Source organism: Chryseobacterium sp. JV274, from assembly GCF_903969135.1.
GTDB lineage: Bacteria > Bacteroidota > Bacteroidia > Flavobacteriales > Weeksellaceae > Chryseobacterium.
Window position 1 is genome coordinate 4,481,383 of the sequence record NZ_LR824569.1, and the last position, 16,960, is coordinate 4,498,342.

Consider the following 16,960-nt stretch of genomic DNA (forward strand, 5'->3'; position numbering starts at 1 on the left):
ATATGAAAGATTCAGAGAAAATTAGAGTGACAGAAAATGATCTCTCCCAAAATTCTAACGGAGTGAATGATCATCCCAAGGCTCAATGGGAAAGATTAAAGAAACCTTTCATCTACTTTTTGATGACTGCTGTATGTGCATCATGCTTTTACCTCATTTTTAAACCAAAAGCCAACAATACGATTATTGAAGAGGATGGTTTTAATACAGCTATTCCACAGGCAAAAGACGGTCAATTGCAGTCTGATAAGCAAAAGGCTTATGAGCAGCAGCTATTGGAGCAAAAGAATGAAGAAAAAAGAAATGCTGTAACCACCTTATCCGATTATTGGAATGACCAAAGTGATTCAAATTCAAATAACAATCCATCAAGTGTAACGGCTAGAACGAGGATTCTTCAGCAATCAGATCAGAATGCCGTGAACAGCTATCGTAATGCTCAACAGACCTTGAGTTCATTTTATGGTCGGGATGATCAGGAAGTCAATAATCTGAGGAAAGAAATTTCAAGATTAAAGAATGAAGCCATGCAGAACAATACTGCTCCTGCGGGTCTTGGAATGAACGATCAATTAGAACTCATGGAAAAATCATATCAGATGGCAGCTAAATACCTTCCAACGACTTCAAAACAGGAAGAGCTGGCCCCAAAAGAAGAGGTGGAAATACCAACTGAAAAGAAGATTAAATTGACTTTAGCAAAACCAGCACATCCCACTATTGTTTCTTCATTGTACAGAGAACCAGCAGACAGTGCCTTTATTGCAGGTTTAAATCAGAATAGATTTTACGACAGTCAAAATGATTCAGAAAACTCGGTTCAAACAAAAAACGCAATAAGAGGTGTGGTCTATGAAACTAAGACTTTGGTCAACGAAAGTACATTATCTATAAGGCTTTCAGAAGCGATAAAAGTCGGACGAGCTGAAATTCCAATTGGGAGTTTACTGATTGCAGTAAGCAAATTTCAGGGTGGGAGGCTTCAGTTAAAAATATCTTCCATTCAATCTCAAGGTAAGATCTATCCTGTAGAAATCAATGTTTATGACACTGACGGTCAGATGGGATTGTATGTTCCTTATTCAGCGGAGCAGAATGCGGTAAGCGATATTGTAGCTAATATGAGCCAGACTTCAGGTACTAATATTATGATGACCCAATCTGCAGGACAACAGATTGCAGCTGATCTGAGCAGGGGAGTAGTACAGGGACTGTCTGGTTATTTTCAGAAGAGAGTCAGACAATTGAAAGTAACTGTAAAAGCTGGCCATCAAGTTTTACTCTTACCCAAAAATAACTAATCAAAAAAAATAAAAATGAATACACAAAAGAGTCATTATATTCTCATTATGCTATTACTTCTATTAGTAAGCAAGGCATTTGGGCAGGATTCTGTGACAACTTATTATTCCTTGGAAGAGGGAAAATTAGAGCCTTTCAGGATACAGGTTACCTACAATAAAACCAGTCATCTGATATTTCCTACATCAATACGATATGTTGACCTGGGGAGTGAACTGTTAGTTGCCAATAAGGCAGAGCCTATCGGAAATGTTCTCCGGATCAAATCGGCTGTAAGAGATTTTGAAGAGGAAACCAATTTTTCGGTCATTACTGAAGATGGAAAATTTTATAGTTTTGATGCATCTTACAGTTCTTATCCCGATATATTAAGCTACGATTTAGTAAAACTTCAGAGAGGTATTGAAAGGCAATATGCTACTGATGTATTATTTGAAGATCTTAAAGGAAGCTCAACTTCTCTCACCTGGCTCATTATGGAAAATCTTTACAGGAAAAGCAACAGAACTATTAAGCATATTGTTTCGAAAAGTTATGGAATTGAGTTTTCAGTCAGGGCACTCCACGTTAATGAAAGCAAATTTTATTTCACATTGCAGGTTAAGAATCAAAGTAATGTGGGGTATGCTATTGAGCTAGTCAATTTTAAAATTGTCAATAAAAAGAACTTAAAGCGAACGGTCGTTCAGGATAAGATTTTAGAGAAGGTTCGCACCTATTTCCCGGAAACGACCGTAGCTAATCATTCAGACAGTAAAGGGATTTATATGCTTGATCAGTTTACGCTCTTAAAAGATCAGGTTTTGGAAATTGAAATTCTGGAAAAGAATGGGGGAAGGCATCTGAAAGTACAGCTTGAAAACGAAGATCTGGTTCATGCAAGATTGATACATAGTTTAACCATTAAAACGGAGTAAGATGCACAAAATATTTTTAACAGTCATCTTCATGATGATAATGAGTAGCAAAATATTTGCTCAACAGATGATTCCTAAGCAAATTGGTGTTGAATTTTCTTATTCAGTATTTCGAAAATCTCCAGAAAAACAAAATTATATGTTAAGTATTGGGCTTGTTTCTTACTCGAAGAATGGTAATTACTTTTTTGGACTGGCAGAATATGGTAGAAAATATTATAAATACACAAGCGGCGATATCCCGATAGATAGTTTCCTGCTGAGCAGTGGGTACAGTTTTTATGTTTGGGGAGACTTCATGCGAAATGTCAATTTTAATCTGGGAATTGGAGGTCTTGTTGGTTATGAGCAGATTAATAGAGGTGATGAATTGTTGTATGATGGATCAAAGCTTAACTCTACAGGTAATTTTATTTATGGGACGAACGGTAAGCTGTCTATTGAAAGCTATCTGACTGAGCATTTAGTTTTCCTGGTCAACGGGCAACTTCGCTTTTTGAAAAATAGTCAAATGGTTAATTTTCACTCTCTGCTGGGGGTTGGAATAAGATATAATTTCTAAAAATAATGAAAAATGAAAAATATAATTAATACAGCTAAAATACAATTAAAGTGTTTCTTGCTACTATTTGTGATTGGACTATTTTTACAATCATGTGAGAAAGATGATTTGGAAATTCAGCAGAATTATCCTTTTAAGGTGTCGGTTATGCCTGTTCCTAAGGATATCGCTAAAGATGAGTATGTGGAGATCCGTATCAAAATTATTCCTGAAGGTAATTTTGCTGACACCAAATATTATCTTCGATATTTTCAGTTTGAGGGAGCAGGAAAGCTGCAGTATTATAACACTCAACCTTACTTTCCTAATGATATTTATCCTCTTTATGAGAAAGAGTTCAGATTGTATTATACTTCAACCTCTGAAGTTTCACAATCATTTACGGTATGGTTCTCAGACAGTTTTGGAAATGAGGAGAAAATTGAATTTCAATTCAACAACAAAAAGCTAAACGGATAAATACTATTTCTTTAGCTTACAAATATATATTTCCACTTCAAATAAAACCATCTAATTTGAGAAGCATTGTTTAGTATTTGCGGAAAGATGGTTGGCCCCTAAAGGACAAGCATCTTGCCGCGACGCCACAAGAATCCAGACCGGGAACCGGTTCTGGATTCTTATTTTTAGAAATTTAAGTTTCTTATAAAATACCTTCATCGGAGAAAGAGAAGGAGTCGGTTGAAGTTATTATACAATGATCAAGCAGGTTAATATTTAATAGTTGGGCAGCCTCCTTTATTTTTTGTGTGATGCCTATGTCTTCGCGAGAAGGTGTAAGGTTTCCGGAAGGATGGTTATGGGCTATAATAAATGATACGGCATTACATAATAGAGCTCCCTGCATGATGATTCTGATGTCAACAAGAGAAGAGGTAATTCCAGATTCTGATATTTTTTGTATTCCTAAGACCTTGTTAGCCTGATTCATATACATTGAGTAAAATGACTCTCTGTAGTCGATCTGATCTGCATCAAAATGTTCCCTGAAAATATCTGTAGCATCCTGGGAGTTCAGTACTTTTTTTTCAGCATTTCCTTTTCTTGTGTAGATCAATTTGATCTCATTTACGATATTATATTTCATTGTTATTGCTCTGAGTACGGCAGAGCCTTTTGTTTCCCGTACTTAAGTTAAAACAGCACTTATTTAAAACATCTTTGAACTGTTATGTGTCTTTTTTAGATCAAAAGCCTTTTCAATACCTTCTCCGTCCTATTTCTTAAAAGCCTTTCAGGCTTCGCTGAATATTTTTCAAAAGAAAAACCAGAAAAAAGAAAGCAGATATGAAGTGTTGACAATGAAAAAAAACAAAAGGAAACGGAATAATTGGAGGGTACCTTTAGGGAGGAAACCGTTTATGCTGTAGTCTTTTGGTTGGATTAGCAAGACGGCTGGCAACAATACCTTAGCTGCCTTTTTACCGGTTTTTTATGGAAAATGTTTCGTGTAATAGCAGTCAATAACCTGTTTTTGTATATGAAATGAATGTTTAAATTAACAATGTTGATTTTATTTGTATTTTAGTTGAATCTAAGAATGATGAATTTCTTTGCATCAATTTTCTCTTGTTGCACCTAAAAAATAAATTTAAACGTAATCACATCTTTTATAAATAAAAATTTTTTCCGCCTGATGGTTGACGTTAAGTGTTTCGTTTGATTTTACATGTTTCAAGCGTTAGACATTTATATTTAAAAGCCAAATACATCGCATAAGTGTCTGGGTTTAATTTCAGAACAGTTGTCCAATACTTTTATTAAAAAAGTATTGGTATGGAGAAGAAAGTTGAAATTAGTAACATTACCATAGAGGAGATTATCAAGATTTTTAAAGAAGAGGAGGGAATTGAATTGAGCATTGAGGAGGCGAGAGATATTTTAAGCTTTCTGACGATGCTCTTAAAAATTACCATTAAGAGTTTTTTAGAACAATAATATTTTCTAAGATTTATATATGAAAAAAGCCGATTTATATATCCGTGTGTCAACTGATGAGCAGGCAGATAAGGGATACTCGCAAAGAGATCAGGAGGAACGATTAAAACGTTATTGTGAAAACAATAACATTAAAGTAGGTCAAATCATTTATGAAGATTACTCAGCCAAGACTTTTATCAGGCCAGAGTGGATTAAATTACTGGATACGCTAAAGAAAAAAAGCTCAAAAACGGATCTGCTGCTTTTTACAAAATGGGATCGCTTCAGCAGGAACGCTGGCGATGCGTATCAAATGATTAACATACTTAGGAAAATTAACGTTGAACCGCAGGCCATTGAGCAACCTTTAGATCTTTCAATTCCTGAAAATAAAATGATGCTGGCTATATATCTTGCTGCACCGGAAGTTGAAAACGACAGGCGCGCTCTGAATACTTATTATGGAATGCGCCGTGCTAAAAAAGAAGGCAGATTAATGGGGAGGGCACCTTATGGCTACGCTAACAGAATAACGGAGAACGGGAAAAAGTATGTAATCCCGAAGGAACCAGAAGCTTCCAATATGAAATGGGCATTCAATGAAATGTCCAAAGGCGTGTATTCAGCGAGCCAGATCATGGATATGATGAACAGAAAAGAAGGAAAGCCAGTTAAGATAAGTGCCTTTCTTGCAAGTTTACGCAATACCGCATATTGCGGAAAAATTTACGTGGAGCAATTCAATGAAGAGGAGGCTCATTTTGTTAAAAGTATTCATGAACCTTTGATCAGTGAAGAACTATTCGAAAAAGTTCAATGTATAATGGATGGAAATGTGAATCCAGCCAGACCTAATGTAAAAGTACTGTCTGACGATAATTTGCCATTAAGAGGTTTCCTTGTGTGTCCGGAATGTGGTCATTTGATTACAGGTAGTGCCTCTACGGGACGTTCTGGAAATAAATATTATTACTATCATTGCCAGTCCCCGTGTTCATACCGTTACAAATCTGAGATTATTAATTCTAAATTTTTAGAAATATTGCAGTCATTGGAAATGCGCGCATGTATAAAAAATTATTTGAAAAAAGTGTTGAAGCAAAATTTTGAAAAATTAATCAATAATCCCCAAAGAGAAAGGAAAGCAATTCTATTAGAAATAGATCGTTTAAACAGTAAATTGAAACAGGCAAGAAATAAACTGATGGAGGAAGTAATTGATGATGAAGATTATCTTGAAATTAAGACCGATTGTAAAAGGCAAATTGAAAAGCTCGAAGCTAAATTAACTAAAGGAAAGGATAATAAGAAAATAGATTTTCAAAAACTACTAGACCAAGCATTATCGAACCTAGTAGACCTTGCGAAAGTCTATACTGATGGGGATATCGAGGTAAAACGTAAAATAATTGGTTCGATATTTCCTGAAAAATTGCAATTTTCAGAAAATCATTATCGAACCATCCGACCCAATGTTTTGCTCTCTTATATATACCAGATAAACAATGAGTTAGGTGTGAAAAAAAACCGGAAAAAAAGTGAATTATCACCTTTCTCCGGTCTTGTACCCAGGACCGGGATCGAACCGGTACTCCTAAGAACTGGTGTTTGAGACCAGCGCGTCTACCAATTCCGCCACCTGGGCTTGATGTTGAATTCAAACGTGATGTTTGTTTCAAATTGGTGTGCAAATATAGGAACTTTTTTCAATGTTCAAAAGCTTTTTGAAGAAAAATTTTTAAAAGCTGAGTTCCAAACCATCGTAGGCAAGGTGTATTCCGGCCGGAAGCTGCTTGTCTTCAATATTATGCAGCCCTAAATGATGGCTGATATGTGTTAAAAATAATTTTTTCGGTTTTAGCTCTTCAAACAGTTTGATGACGTCCGGAAGAATAAAATGGGCAGGATGGGGGTCAAATTTTCTGATACAGTTTAATATCAGGACATCCAGATTCTTCAGCTTTTCCTTTTCTGTTTCAGAAATGAATCCGGCATCTGTAATGTAGGCAAGGTTTTTAAATTTGTATCCAAATACGGTAATTTTATAGTGGATCACTTCTACGGGAGTGATTTCTGTGTCCAGTACGTGAAAAGGTTTGTTTTCAATTTCATGAAGTTCAAAAGCGGGCGCACCGGGATACCTTACATCTGCAAAAGCGTAAGGAAATCTGTTTTTAATTTCGTGAGCGACTCTTGAATAGCAGTAGAGAGGAACATCTTTTCCACTCTTAAAAATCAATGGCCGCATATCATCAAGCCCGATTACGTGGTCATTATGCTCATGAGTAATCAACGCAATATCTACGGTATGTTCTTGGTTGGTAAGCATTTGCTGCCTGAAATCCGGACCGCAGTCGATCAGTATTTTTTTATTTTCCTCCGTAGTCACCATCACGGAAGAACGTAAACGTTTGTCTTTGGGATTTTCAGAAGTACACACTTCACATGTACAGCCTATAACGGGTACACCTTGAGAAGTACCGGTTCCTAAAAATTTCAACTTCATTTTGTTTTGAGGTTGGTTTAATTTTGGTAAATTTACAAAAAATTTCATGTCCTAATGTATCAGAAACTAACTCCTAAACAAAAAGCATTAACAATTAATCTAGATCCTACTATTTATGGTACTTTCGCAGAAATTGGAGCAGGGCAGGAGACTGTTCGCCACTTTTTTAGAGCAGGAGGAGCTTCCGGTACGATTGCTAAAGCGATGTCTGCGTATGACAAAGATTTTAGTGATGCCATCTACGGAAAGGAAGTAAAAAATAGATACGTTACCCAAAACAGGCTTCGCAAAATGCTTCGATATGAAGTAGCTTTGATTGAAGAAAGAATTTCAAGAGATAATAATCCTGATAGAAAATTTTTTTCTTATGCCAATACGGTAACAACCATCAATTTTGACAAGACTGTAAAAGGCCATGGCTGGGTAGGAATTCGTTTTCAGACCAAAGAAAATGAAGATTACAATGAAATCGTGATTCACGTAAAATTCAAAGAAAATGATGCTACCCTTCAGCAGGAAACCTTAGGGAATCTTGGGGTAAATCTTATTTTCGGGGCTTTCAATTACTTTGACAATCCAAGAACTTTAGTAGAATCTTTATACGATGATGTTGCAAAAGACAACCTGGAAATTGATATGATTGATTTCAGCGGACCTGCTTTTGCCTATGTTGATAACAGACTGATGTCTCTTCAGCTGGTGAAAAATGGAATGACCGATGCGGTGATTTTCAATTCTCAGGGCAGTAATATGCTTCCGGCAGATGTATTGTACAAAAAAAATATTTTCGCGGTAAGAGGAAGTTTCAGACCGGTAACGAAAGTAAACATTGATATGCTTAAAAATGGGATGGATATGTTTTTCAAAGACGCTATCTGCACCCATGAAGAAACAGAAGTTCTAATCGAAATCACTATTTCCAATCTGAGAGCAGATGGAGATATTGACGAAAGAGATTTTCTTGATAGAGTAGATATTCTTGGGAAACTGGGCTATACTGTTATTATTTCAAACTTCTCTGAATATTACAGACTGATCGATTATTTCGCATCTTATACAAGTGGAGATATTGGTGTAGCGATGGGAGTAAACAACCTTTTGATGGTATTTGATGAAAAATACTATAAAGATATGTCAGGAGGAATCCTTGAAGCATTCGGGAAATTTTTCAGAAACGGAATGAGAGTATATCTTTATCCATATAAAGATCCTGAAACTCACCAGTTGCTGGATTCTTCAAACCTGAAAGTAGAAGAAAACCTGAAAGAACTCTATAAATATTTCAAACACAACAATCGTATTGTAGATATTACGAACTATAATCCGGAGTTTCTGGAAATCTACTCAAGAGAAATTTTGAGAAAAATAGCATGTTGTGTGAAAGGCTGGGAAAGCCAGGTTCCGGAAGGTGTAGCAGAAATGATTAAAGAGCGTGGAATGTTCGGATATAAAGAAGAACTTTCCCTAAAACAATTCTCTTAAAAAAATATATACAATGTCAGAATTAAAGAAAAGACTTTCCTCAATTCTTGAAAGTCCTAAACATAATACAGAAGAAAAACTTGAAAAAGTTTGCCACTTGTTGGATCAGGAAATTTCTTATTTCAACTGGACGGGTTTCTATTTCAAAAACGGAGATAAGGAAGAATTGATTTTAGGTCCTTATGTAGGAGCACCAACAGATCATACCATTATTCCTTACGGTAAAGGAATTTGCGGACAGGTTGCGGTTTCCAATGAAACATTTGTAGTTCCTGATGTAAATGAAGAAAGCAATTATTTAAGCTGCTCTATTGATACAAAAGCAGAAATTGTAGTTCCTATCTTTAAAGACGGAAAAAACATCGGCCAGATTGATATTGATTCTCATAAGGTAGACCCTTTCACTAATGAAGACCGTGAATTATTAGAATGGCTTTGTAACGAAGTTTCTAAGGTTTTATAGTAGAATTTCAATACGAATACAATATAGACTCCGGCTTTTATAGTTGGAGTTTTTTATGAGTATAACCGGAAATTCCTAGTTTATTATTCAGAAATTATGGATTATAAGTGGTAATGACAAACATGATTAAAGGTCCGTCTCCTGTATTTTCAATAGAATGATAACCTATAGAACTGATGGCTGTAATATCTCCTTTCTTAATAACTTTCTTTCGTATGGATCCCTCAAGTCCGGTTCTTTCACGGTATTCTCCGGTTCCGTGAATGACCACGTACAGTTCCTGCTCATTTCTTTGGTTGTGCGTATGAAACCCGGATTCATCACCTTTATTCAGTAAAACCATATACGCTGCAAGGCGATTATTAGCTAATTCCTTCTGATCAAACATCTGTAGCATATATACAGTTCCTTTTCCACCGTACATATTCTCACGTTTATCCATTTGTGTGATGGCTCGTTCATTCTTTTCAAAAGCCATTACATAAAGATTGATGTATTTTGAAACTTCCTGAATAACGTGATCAAATTCTGCTCCTTCAGATAATATAAATGTATCAGACATGTGAGTTTAAAGTTTAATGTTTTAGAGTTTAAAGTTAATGGTCAAAAAAATTAGCTTTGCTGCATCAGGTGAATTTCAGCCAATAATTCTTTAAAGTAATTCTCACATTTTGCAATATGAGTTCCATACCAGGAAAATGCTTCACCATCTACAATCATGATTTTTTTATCAGGGTAAAAAGCCTGCAGTTCTTCAATATGTTTTTCTTTAAAGGGAAATGGTTCGGAAGAAAGCATGATGACCTCTGCATCTGCAAGATCTTCAGTAGTAATCTGAGGATAGCGGGTTTTATCTTTGAAAATATTCTCAAAGCCAATTTCTGATAAAATCCTATGAATAAATGTATCTGAACCAATGGTCATATAAGGATTCTTCCAGATAAGATAAGCCGCTTTCAGAGGTGTTTCCAGCTTGGCCTGATTCAGTATTTCATATATTTTAAGATTAAAAAGCTGTGCTCTCTCTTCCTTTCCGAAAAGTTGTCCGAGATTTTTAAGCAGATAATAATTGTCCTCAATTGTTTCAACATTCGTCACCGTTACTTTAAAGTCATCCATTAAAGCTTCTACCTGGTCTTTTACATTCTCTTCCTTATTGGCAAGAATAAGATCCGGCTGTAATGCTTTTATTTTCTCGATATTGATATTCTTGGTTCCACCGATTATGGGTACATTTTTTATTTTATCCTGAGGATGAATGCAGAATTTTGTTCTCCCGATAACTTCATTTTCGGTGAGTCCAAGGTCAAATAAAGCCTCAGTAATTGAAGGTACAAGTGAAACGATTTTCATATTGGCATGTTAGATGATGCCTAAAATTACAAAAGTTTTCCGGTTAAGAAAAGTCCGGCTACGGTAAAATAGATAATAAGTCCCGTCACATCTACCAATGTTGCTACAAACGGAGCCGAAGAAGTAGCTGGGTCAAGGTTTAATTTCTTTAAGACAAACGGGATCATAGAACCGGATAGCGTTCCCCACAACACAATGGCAATTAATGAAACTGAAACACTTAATCCAACGTAAGCCCAGTACTGGCCATAATCAAAAAGACCAATCTGCTGCCAAAGCATGATTCTTATAAATCCTATAACTCCCAAAATTGCCCCAAGACATAATCCGGAGATAATTTCTTTTTTCATGACATACCACCAGTCTTTAAGACTGATCTCCTGAAGCGCCATTGCACGGATAATTAATGTTGCTGCCTGCGATCCGGAGTTTCCTCCACTGGAAATAATCAACGGAACAAATAGAGCAAGAACAACAGCTTTTTCAATTTCTTTATCAAAATATCCCATTGCAGAAGCTGTCAGCATTTCCGAAACAAATAAAATGATCAGCCAGGTTGCTCTTTTTTTGATCATTTCAGTCCAGGAGGTCTGGATGTAAGGAAGATCCAATGCTTCCAATCCCCCGAATTTCTGAATATCTTCCGTATTCTGCTGTTCAATCTGATCGAGAATATCGTCAATTGTTACAATTCCTACCAGAACACCGGCTTCTGTAATGATTGGAAGAGCGCCACGGTCATACTTTTCAAAATAAGTTACTGCATCTTCTTTGGAAGTTGTAGTGGTAATCGCCACGAAATGATTGTCTGTGATATCAGAAACCAGTGTATCTTCCTCTTCCAACAGCAAAGTTCCGATAGCAAGGTCATCAATCAGGCGGTTTCTTTCATCCACCACATACAGGTAGTTCATGGTTTCCACTCTTTTTCCTACCTTTTTGATCTGCTGAAGACATCTCTTTACTGTCCATTCCTTACGGATCTGAATATAATAAGGCGTCATCAGACGGGCAATAGAGTCTGAATTGTATCCAAGAAGTTTTAAAGCAATTCTTCTTTCCTGAGGGTTAAGATGATTGATAGAATATTTGATAAGCTCATCCGGAAAATCCTCGAAAAGAGCAGTCCTGTCATCTGGAGTCATTGCATTCAGGATCTCAGAAACTTCATCGCTTCCGATACTTCTGATGGTATCTTCCTGAAAATCAGGGTCAAGGTGTGAAAAAACTTCTGCTTTGTATTCTTTCGGAACCTTCAGGAACGCGAGCAGTCTCTCATCAGCAGGAAGTTCGCTGAGAGTTTCGGCAATATCGGCAGGGTTGAAGATAAGTTCGTCTCTAGAATTCAAAACGTGAAATTTTTTGGATATGCAAAAATAATTCAAATTTTTAAGACTGAGCAATAAAGTGGCAAAATTAAGGATTAATTAAAGTTTATCACTTCAGTATAAGGCCAAAAAAAAAACACCCGCCGAAGCGAATGTTAAAAAATTAAATTTAAATTCCAATATTCTTTAAATTGGTTCACATTCTGAGGTAGGGATGTATGTGCAGACAGCATTTGTACAGCACTGGTAGGGGCCGCAATCTGAGTTGTCCCCACACTTTTTTATTCCGCTTCCTTTAATATTTTTTTGCTGCAGCCTGTTGAGCTTCTTAAGATTTGAATTTTTCATGGTAATCAAATATAGTAAGATTAAGGCTCTATCGGACAGTCATGATCCCAACATTCTCCGTTACAGCAATATCCCACAGAACATGGTCTTGTTATACTGCATCTGAAGGGGCCGATGCCGCCGTTGATCTCTTTAGCAGCTTGTCTGCTGAGTTTCTTCAAGTTTTTCATATGGTTTAGATTTAATGTTAAACTAAAATAGTAAATATTTTCATATTATTCATTTGGTGGTGAAAATATTTTACTATAAATCAAGGTTTTGTTTAATTTTTAAATAAAAAACACCTACAAGTGCAGGTGTCTGTAATGATCATATATTATTCCAGGGGACATGGATTCACAACACAGATGTTATGACAGCACGAACCGCCCGGACATTCGTAATGTTCTGTACATTTTTTGAAAGGTCCGTTCCCTTTGATTTCCTTTTGTACTTGTCTGCTGAGTTTTTTTAGATTTTTCATGATATTTTATTTTATGTGAGTTAGTTAAGTTTTTTATATTCTATTCAAGGCAGATGAACGGTGAACAAATGCCATAGCAGCAATATCCTACAGTACACGGGTTACTGTCACTGCATCGTTCAATGGATCCTCCATTGATTTGCTTTGCTTTTTCTCTACTGAGTTTCTTTAGATTTTTCATAGGGTTTAGATTTTAATATTGAACTAAAATAGTAAAAAATATTTAATAATTCCTTATTTGGTGAAAATATTTAATTGTTAATCAGTTATTTATGATATGTTTAAACTAAAAAGCACCTGTTTCATAGGCGTGAACAAGTGCTTTATTTAACATGAAAATATTTATAATTCAGGGCATGGATACACTACACATACTCTGTGACAGCATGATCCACCCGGACATTCAAAAGAATATTGACATTTCTGAAGACGTATGATACTTCCTGAGATTTCTTTCTGACTGTTTCTGTTCAGTCTTTTTAAATTTAAATTTTTCATAATAATTTAGATTTAAGATCAAACTAAACTAATGAAAGCATTCAAAGTATTGATATACATGTAGATATTCTGCAGGATAAAGGCTATGAAAGAATTATGAATTATGAATTATGAATTATGAATTATGAATTATGAATTATGAATTATGAATTATGAATTATTCTGGTATACCTAACTGATGTTGAGAGTGAAAATTCACGATTGACTTGCGAAGCAAAATTGACCATTGATTATCAAAGGTCTTATATTCCAACTTTAAACTCAAAGCACTGCTTCCGTTGACTTCAGCTTTCTCAGCTTTTTTATGATTCCTTTTATAGCTCCTTCGGTTCCTATTTTAACAGAGTTTACTGTTGAACCCAGCAGGCGCATATTTTTTCGGTAAGTATCATAGTCTGTTTCCGTGACAAGATTTCCGTCAGAACCAAAAAGTTTCATGCTGACAACTACCTGATTGGAGAAAACATATTTTCCTAAGCCTACTTTGAAATACCGTACTTTGGAAACAATCGCAAAATCAGCATCGTTATTGAGGCAGTAATCTGCGATGGTCTGTTTATCTATGCTGTCAAAGGGAACCTGAACTTCCGCCCGGAGCATTTTATTTCTTCTGCTGCTGAAATTATCGGAAACAGCGTCAAAGAATGCATTGTTGGTGGGATCTTTTATCTCATCAACATCAGGCTCTACTTCAGGATTGAAGTACAGAACTTTTTTTATTTTGTCATCAGCCGTTTTCTGAGCTTTTACCGAAGTAATGCCGATGAATAAAAAAGTTGTAATTGCCGTAAAGAATATAATTTTTTTCATTTGTAATTCGAATGCAAAATTACTGCCTTTTCGTTGGATTGCATAAAATTTATTAAGAAATTTTTAACATTTTTTTCTATCAAATTTGATTTATGAAATCAATAATGTTTGCAGAATCAAAAAATAGTCGTAATTTTGCACCCGTTACATAATAATCATTAAACAATATTGGAATGTACTTAACAACAGACAAAAAGCAGGAAATTTTCGCAAAACACGGAAAATCTGCACAAGACACAGGAAGTGCTGAAGGACAAATCGCTCTTTTCACTTTCAGAATCAACCACTTATCTCAGCACTTAAAGGCTAACCGTCATGATTTCAACACAGAGAGATCTCTAGTGAAATTGGTAGGTAAGAGAAAAAGTTTACTAGATTACCTTAAAAACAAAGATATCGCAAGATATAGAGCAATTATTGCTGAACTAGGTTTAAGAAAATAATCTATAAAGATTTTCAAAATCAAAAGCAACTTCGAAAGAGGTTGCTTTTTTATTTTATATTACTGTGACTCTTTAACCACAAAAGGGACAAAGCTTTTTAGAAACTATTAAATGTTTGAGAAGAGCACTTAAGTTTTTTTAAAGTCTTTGATTTTCATGTGATATAAAGAGTATTTAGATTCCTACGGAATGACACAATTCAAATGGAGTTGTATTCATGCAATTTGTCATTCCGTAGGAATCCAGCTTTTATTATTCATAAAAAAGATTACAACTTAAGCCAATAGCACAACTGAAGATGCACTAATTCCCATCCTCCGGAGGGGTGGCGAAAATTCAAAGAATTTTTGAAGGGGTGGTTAATTGCTATCTTTTCCAATCTTCCCCAAATGCGTATTCTGAAAACTGTCCGGATACTTCAATCCATAGCCCAGAATTCTGTCAAAAGCTGAATGAGAAAATAAAATGGCTCCGGCCATTTGCAGATAGGGTAGAGATAGAGCTGTTCCGGCAAAATAAACAAGGATCGCTACTCCAAAGTGATGGAAGAGATTATAGAAAAATGCTCCAACTTTGGTATTCACCGTATACCCCAGCATTGAAATGTCCGGAGCAAGAAATAGCCCTGCAAACCACCACCATGAATATCCCGTTAGGGCAAAAGCATAGATTCCTAATAACAGAAATGCTGCGTATTCAAGCTTTAATTGTATTTTCATATCATATTGTTAATCTATTAGATAAGTTCCTGTTTATTACAAAAAGTTACATTTTAAGATCAAAAAAAGAAAGCGGAACACCTTTGAGATATTCCGCTTATACATTTTGATATGATTGATTTTAATGACCGGATTTAGCTTCGGTATTCTCTACATGACCAAGATACTTGGTACAGTAAGCCCCGAAGATAAGAATAACCAGATAACAGAATACAGGAATGATGAATGAATGCTGTACGCCAAACTGATCTGCAAGATATCCCTGGAAAATAGGAACTATAGCCCCACCTAAAATAGCCATTACAACCAGTGAAGATCCCTGGCTGGTATATTTCCCCAGTCCTGAGATTGCCAGTGTATAAATATTCGAGAACATAATAGAGTTGAAAATTCCGATTCCTAGAATACTGTACATTGCCAGTTCTCCATGATTGACCATAGCAGAAATCAGTAATACAACATTGATCGCTGCAAAGATGGATAATGTTCTTGCCGGAGCCGATTTACCCACGAAAAAGGCAATGAAATTAAGAACGATAAATACAAGGAAAAAGCTGATCTGAGAGAAGGTAAGGTTCACAATACTAAAGATAACAAGGAAAACTGCTCCTGCTGCCCCAAGCATATAAACAGCCTTTTTACTCTGGCTTAAAGATTGGTTCAAAGAAATAGCCCCAAGAAAACGGCCGATCATGGCTCCGCCCCAATACAGGGAAAGGTAGTTTTTGCTGATAATTTCATTAAATCCCATAATCTGTGGCTGCTCAAGGAAACTGATAATAAAACTTCCTACAGCAACTTCTCCGCCTACATAGCAGAACATTGCAAATACTCCGAATTTCAGGTGGCTGAATTCAAGAGCTCCCCAGCCTTTTATCACTTCTTCTTCACCCATCTGGAATGAAGGAAGTTTAACTCTTGAAATCAACAGAGCTACCAATAAAAGAATTCCTGCGAAAATAAGGTAAGGGATTCTCGTTGCTACCGCACTGAATGACCCATCCGGAGAAGAGAAAAATTCAAAAATAAGATGGCCTCCAAGCACAGGAGCAATCGTAGTTCCGAATGCATTGAATGCCTGTGTCATATTCAGCCGGCTGGAAGCAGATTCTTCACTCCCCAGTAACGAAACATACGCATTGGCAGTAATCTGCAGTACCGTAAAACCAAGTCCCAAAATAAACAAAGCTCCCAAAAACAATGGATAATACGAGAAAGTAGCTGCCGGATAAAACAGGACACAGCCAAAAGCTGCCAGAAAAATTCCGAACAGAATTCCTTTTTTGTACCCTAATTTATTGATAGGATCTCCTTTTGTGATCGAGATCAGGAAATAAATCAGCGATCCGATAAAGTAAGCCCCGAAAAAACAGAACTGTACCAGCATGGATTCGAAAAAGGTAAGATTGAAAAGTTGCTTCAGATAAGGGATCAGGATGTCATTCATACAGGTGATGAATCCCCACATAAAAAACAACAGGGTGATGGTAATCAACGGAACCGTATAATTCCTGCTTTGCGATTGTACTTCTTTATTAATCATAAACATTTATTTATCTGTATAAGGATAAGTCCTTAACTTTTTTTTGCCTACAGCATTGCATTTTTTGAAGTAAGGCAAATATAGGGATCAACCTATGTTTCTGCAATAATTTTAATGGTTTTTATAATGAAATGTATACTTCTTTTCAATTTAGAATATTATTTCCATTTTTTGAGACAATAATACAAAAACAACAGCATTTTTCAATGCATTATCTTCAGAAAAATGCATTGAAATAATGAATAAGTTGAGATTACAGCTATAAATTTTGAATCTTTCATCAACTGATAGCCAATTTTTTGT

21 protein-coding genes and 1 tRNA gene are annotated in these 16,960 nt (G+C 35.8%); 9 read left to right on the plus strand and 13 right to left on the minus strand.

Annotation, left to right across the window (positions count from 1 at the left end; all coding sequences use genetic code 11):
* The first annotated feature begins 2 nt into the window (after window positions 1-2).
* The 4 genes from traM to CHRYMOREF3P_RS20715 are packed head-to-tail and all read left to right on the plus strand — an operon-like array spanning window position 3 to window position 3,240.
* The gene (gene traM, locus CHRYMOREF3P_RS20700) at window positions 3-1,301 is read left to right on the plus strand and encodes a conjugative transposon protein TraM (RefSeq protein WP_162071550.1); all 1,299 of its coding nucleotides are present in this window, start codon (window positions 3-5) and stop codon (window positions 1,299-1,301) included.
* A 15-nt stretch (window positions 1,302-1,316) separates the two neighbouring features.
* Window positions 1,317-2,219: a conjugative transposon protein TraN gene (gene traN, locus CHRYMOREF3P_RS20705; RefSeq protein WP_162071549.1), complete on the plus strand. Its 903-nt coding sequence runs from the start codon at window positions 1,317-1,319 to the stop codon at window positions 2,217-2,219.
* Window position 2,220: 1 nt separating this feature from the next.
* A complete protein-coding gene (locus CHRYMOREF3P_RS20710) occupies window positions 2,221-2,781 on the plus strand; it encodes a conjugal transfer protein TraO (RefSeq protein ID WP_162071548.1) in 561 nt (186 codons plus the stop codon).
* Between the two features lie 12 nt (window positions 2,782-2,793).
* A complete protein-coding gene (locus CHRYMOREF3P_RS20715) occupies window positions 2,794-3,240 on the plus strand; it encodes a DUF3872 domain-containing protein (RefSeq protein ID WP_162071547.1) in 447 nt (148 codons plus the stop codon).
* Between the two features lie 184 nt (window positions 3,241-3,424).
* Here CHRYMOREF3P_RS20715 and CHRYMOREF3P_RS20720 read toward each other — a convergent pair whose 3' ends face one another.
* Window positions 3,425-3,868 (minus strand): JAB domain-containing protein, encoded by a 444-nt coding sequence (locus CHRYMOREF3P_RS20720; protein WP_162071546.1) that lies wholly within the window; start codon window positions 3,866-3,868, stop codon window positions 3,425-3,427.
* Window positions 3,869-4,557: 689 nt separating this feature from the next.
* Here CHRYMOREF3P_RS20720 and CHRYMOREF3P_RS20725 point away from each other — a divergent pair.
* Entirely contained in the window at window positions 4,558-4,719 is a 162-nt protein-coding gene (locus tag CHRYMOREF3P_RS20725) for a hypothetical protein (RefSeq protein ID WP_180565411.1), read from the plus strand.
* A 19-nt stretch (window positions 4,720-4,738) separates the two neighbouring features.
* Window positions 4,739-6,313 carry a recombinase family protein gene (locus CHRYMOREF3P_RS20730; protein ID WP_162071569.1) on the plus strand — a complete coding sequence of 525 codons (1,575 nt, stop codon included), beginning with the start codon at window positions 4,739-4,741 and terminating at the stop codon, window positions 6,311-6,313.
* On the opposite strand, the gene CHRYMOREF3P_RS20735 is transcribed toward CHRYMOREF3P_RS20730, so the two are convergent.
* Both CHRYMOREF3P_RS20735 and CHRYMOREF3P_RS20740 read right to left on the minus strand, forming a co-directional pair.
* Window positions 6,267-6,346, minus strand: a tRNA-Leu gene (locus CHRYMOREF3P_RS20735). The two genes, CHRYMOREF3P_RS20730 and CHRYMOREF3P_RS20735, sit on opposite strands and share 47 nt — an antisense overlap.
* 93 nt (window positions 6,347-6,439) lie before the next feature.
* Window positions 6,440-7,207 carry an MBL fold metallo-hydrolase gene (locus CHRYMOREF3P_RS20740; protein ID WP_077415896.1) on the minus strand — a complete coding sequence of 256 codons (768 nt, stop codon included), beginning with the start codon at window positions 7,205-7,207 and terminating at the stop codon, window positions 6,440-6,442.
* Between the two features lie 54 nt (window positions 7,208-7,261).
* Here CHRYMOREF3P_RS20740 and CHRYMOREF3P_RS20745 point away from each other — a divergent pair, with 54 nt between their 5' ends.
* Together CHRYMOREF3P_RS20745 and CHRYMOREF3P_RS20750 are read left to right on the plus strand one after the other, a co-directional pair.
* Window positions 7,262-8,689, plus strand: coding sequence for a nicotinate-nucleotide adenylyltransferase (locus CHRYMOREF3P_RS20745; RefSeq protein WP_077415524.1), 1,428 nt, complete (start codon window positions 7,262-7,264; stop codon window positions 8,687-8,689).
* Between the two features lie 13 nt (window positions 8,690-8,702).
* On the plus strand, window positions 8,703-9,152 hold the full coding sequence (locus tag CHRYMOREF3P_RS20750) for a GAF domain-containing protein (RefSeq protein WP_047381126.1): 450 nt from the start codon (window positions 8,703-8,705) through the stop codon (window positions 9,150-9,152).
* A gap of 94 nt (window positions 9,153-9,246) precedes the next feature.
* On the opposite strand, the gene CHRYMOREF3P_RS20755 is transcribed toward CHRYMOREF3P_RS20750, so the two are convergent.
* From CHRYMOREF3P_RS20755 to CHRYMOREF3P_RS20790, 8 genes are all read right to left on the minus strand, one after another.
* The gene (locus CHRYMOREF3P_RS20755) at window positions 9,247-9,714 is read right to left on the minus strand and encodes a cupin domain-containing protein (RefSeq protein WP_077415522.1); all 468 of its coding nucleotides are present in this window, start codon (window positions 9,712-9,714) and stop codon (window positions 9,247-9,249) included.
* A gap of 50 nt (window positions 9,715-9,764) precedes the next feature.
* Window positions 9,765-10,505 carry an ABC transporter substrate-binding protein gene (locus tag CHRYMOREF3P_RS20760; RefSeq protein ID WP_077415521.1) on the minus strand — a complete coding sequence of 247 codons (741 nt, stop codon included), beginning with the start codon at window positions 10,503-10,505 and terminating at the stop codon, window positions 9,765-9,767.
* Window positions 10,506-10,531: 26 nt separating this feature from the next.
* Window positions 10,532-11,854, minus strand: coding sequence for a magnesium transporter (gene mgtE / locus CHRYMOREF3P_RS20765; RefSeq protein WP_077415519.1), 1,323 nt, complete (start codon window positions 11,852-11,854; stop codon window positions 10,532-10,534).
* A 347-nt stretch (window positions 11,855-12,201) separates the two neighbouring features.
* Window positions 12,202-12,351 (minus strand): bacteriocin-like protein, encoded by a 150-nt coding sequence (locus CHRYMOREF3P_RS20770; protein WP_156121080.1) that lies wholly within the window; start codon window positions 12,349-12,351, stop codon window positions 12,202-12,204.
* 146 nt (window positions 12,352-12,497) lie between these two features.
* On the minus strand, window positions 12,498-12,644 hold the full coding sequence (locus CHRYMOREF3P_RS20775) for a bacteriocin-like protein (protein ID WP_180565412.1): 147 nt from the start codon (window positions 12,642-12,644) through the stop codon (window positions 12,498-12,500).
* A gap of 40 nt (window positions 12,645-12,684) precedes the next feature.
* Window positions 12,685-12,825: a bacteriocin-like protein gene (locus tag CHRYMOREF3P_RS20780; protein ID WP_175627217.1), complete on the minus strand. Its 141-nt coding sequence runs from the start codon at window positions 12,823-12,825 to the stop codon at window positions 12,685-12,687.
* A gap of 161 nt (window positions 12,826-12,986) precedes the next feature.
* Window positions 12,987-13,142: a hypothetical protein gene (locus tag CHRYMOREF3P_RS20785; RefSeq protein WP_180565413.1), complete on the minus strand. Its 156-nt coding sequence runs from the start codon at window positions 13,140-13,142 to the stop codon at window positions 12,987-12,989.
* A gap of 261 nt (window positions 13,143-13,403) precedes the next feature.
* The gene (locus CHRYMOREF3P_RS20790; protein WP_077415517.1) at window positions 13,404-13,952 is read right to left on the minus strand and encodes a pyruvate decarboxylase; all 549 of its coding nucleotides are present in this window, start codon (window positions 13,950-13,952) and stop codon (window positions 13,404-13,406) included.
* Between the two features lie 173 nt (window positions 13,953-14,125).
* Here CHRYMOREF3P_RS20790 and rpsO point away from each other — a divergent pair, with 173 nt between their 5' ends.
* Window positions 14,126-14,395, plus strand: coding sequence for a 30S ribosomal protein S15 (gene rpsO, locus CHRYMOREF3P_RS20795; RefSeq protein WP_034692246.1), 270 nt, complete (start codon window positions 14,126-14,128; stop codon window positions 14,393-14,395).
* A gap of 359 nt (window positions 14,396-14,754) precedes the next feature.
* Here the strand turns inward: rpsO and CHRYMOREF3P_RS20800 are convergent, their stop codons facing one another.
* The gene (locus CHRYMOREF3P_RS20800; RefSeq protein ID WP_180565414.1) at window positions 14,755-15,114 is read right to left on the minus strand and encodes a DUF4260 domain-containing protein; all 360 of its coding nucleotides are present in this window, start codon (window positions 15,112-15,114) and stop codon (window positions 14,755-14,757) included.
* A 121-nt stretch (window positions 15,115-15,235) separates the two neighbouring features.
* The gene (locus CHRYMOREF3P_RS20805; protein WP_077415513.1) at window positions 15,236-16,657 is read right to left on the minus strand and encodes a sugar MFS transporter; all 1,422 of its coding nucleotides are present in this window, start codon (window positions 16,655-16,657) and stop codon (window positions 15,236-15,238) included.
* Between the last annotated feature and the right edge of the window lie 303 nt (window positions 16,658-16,960).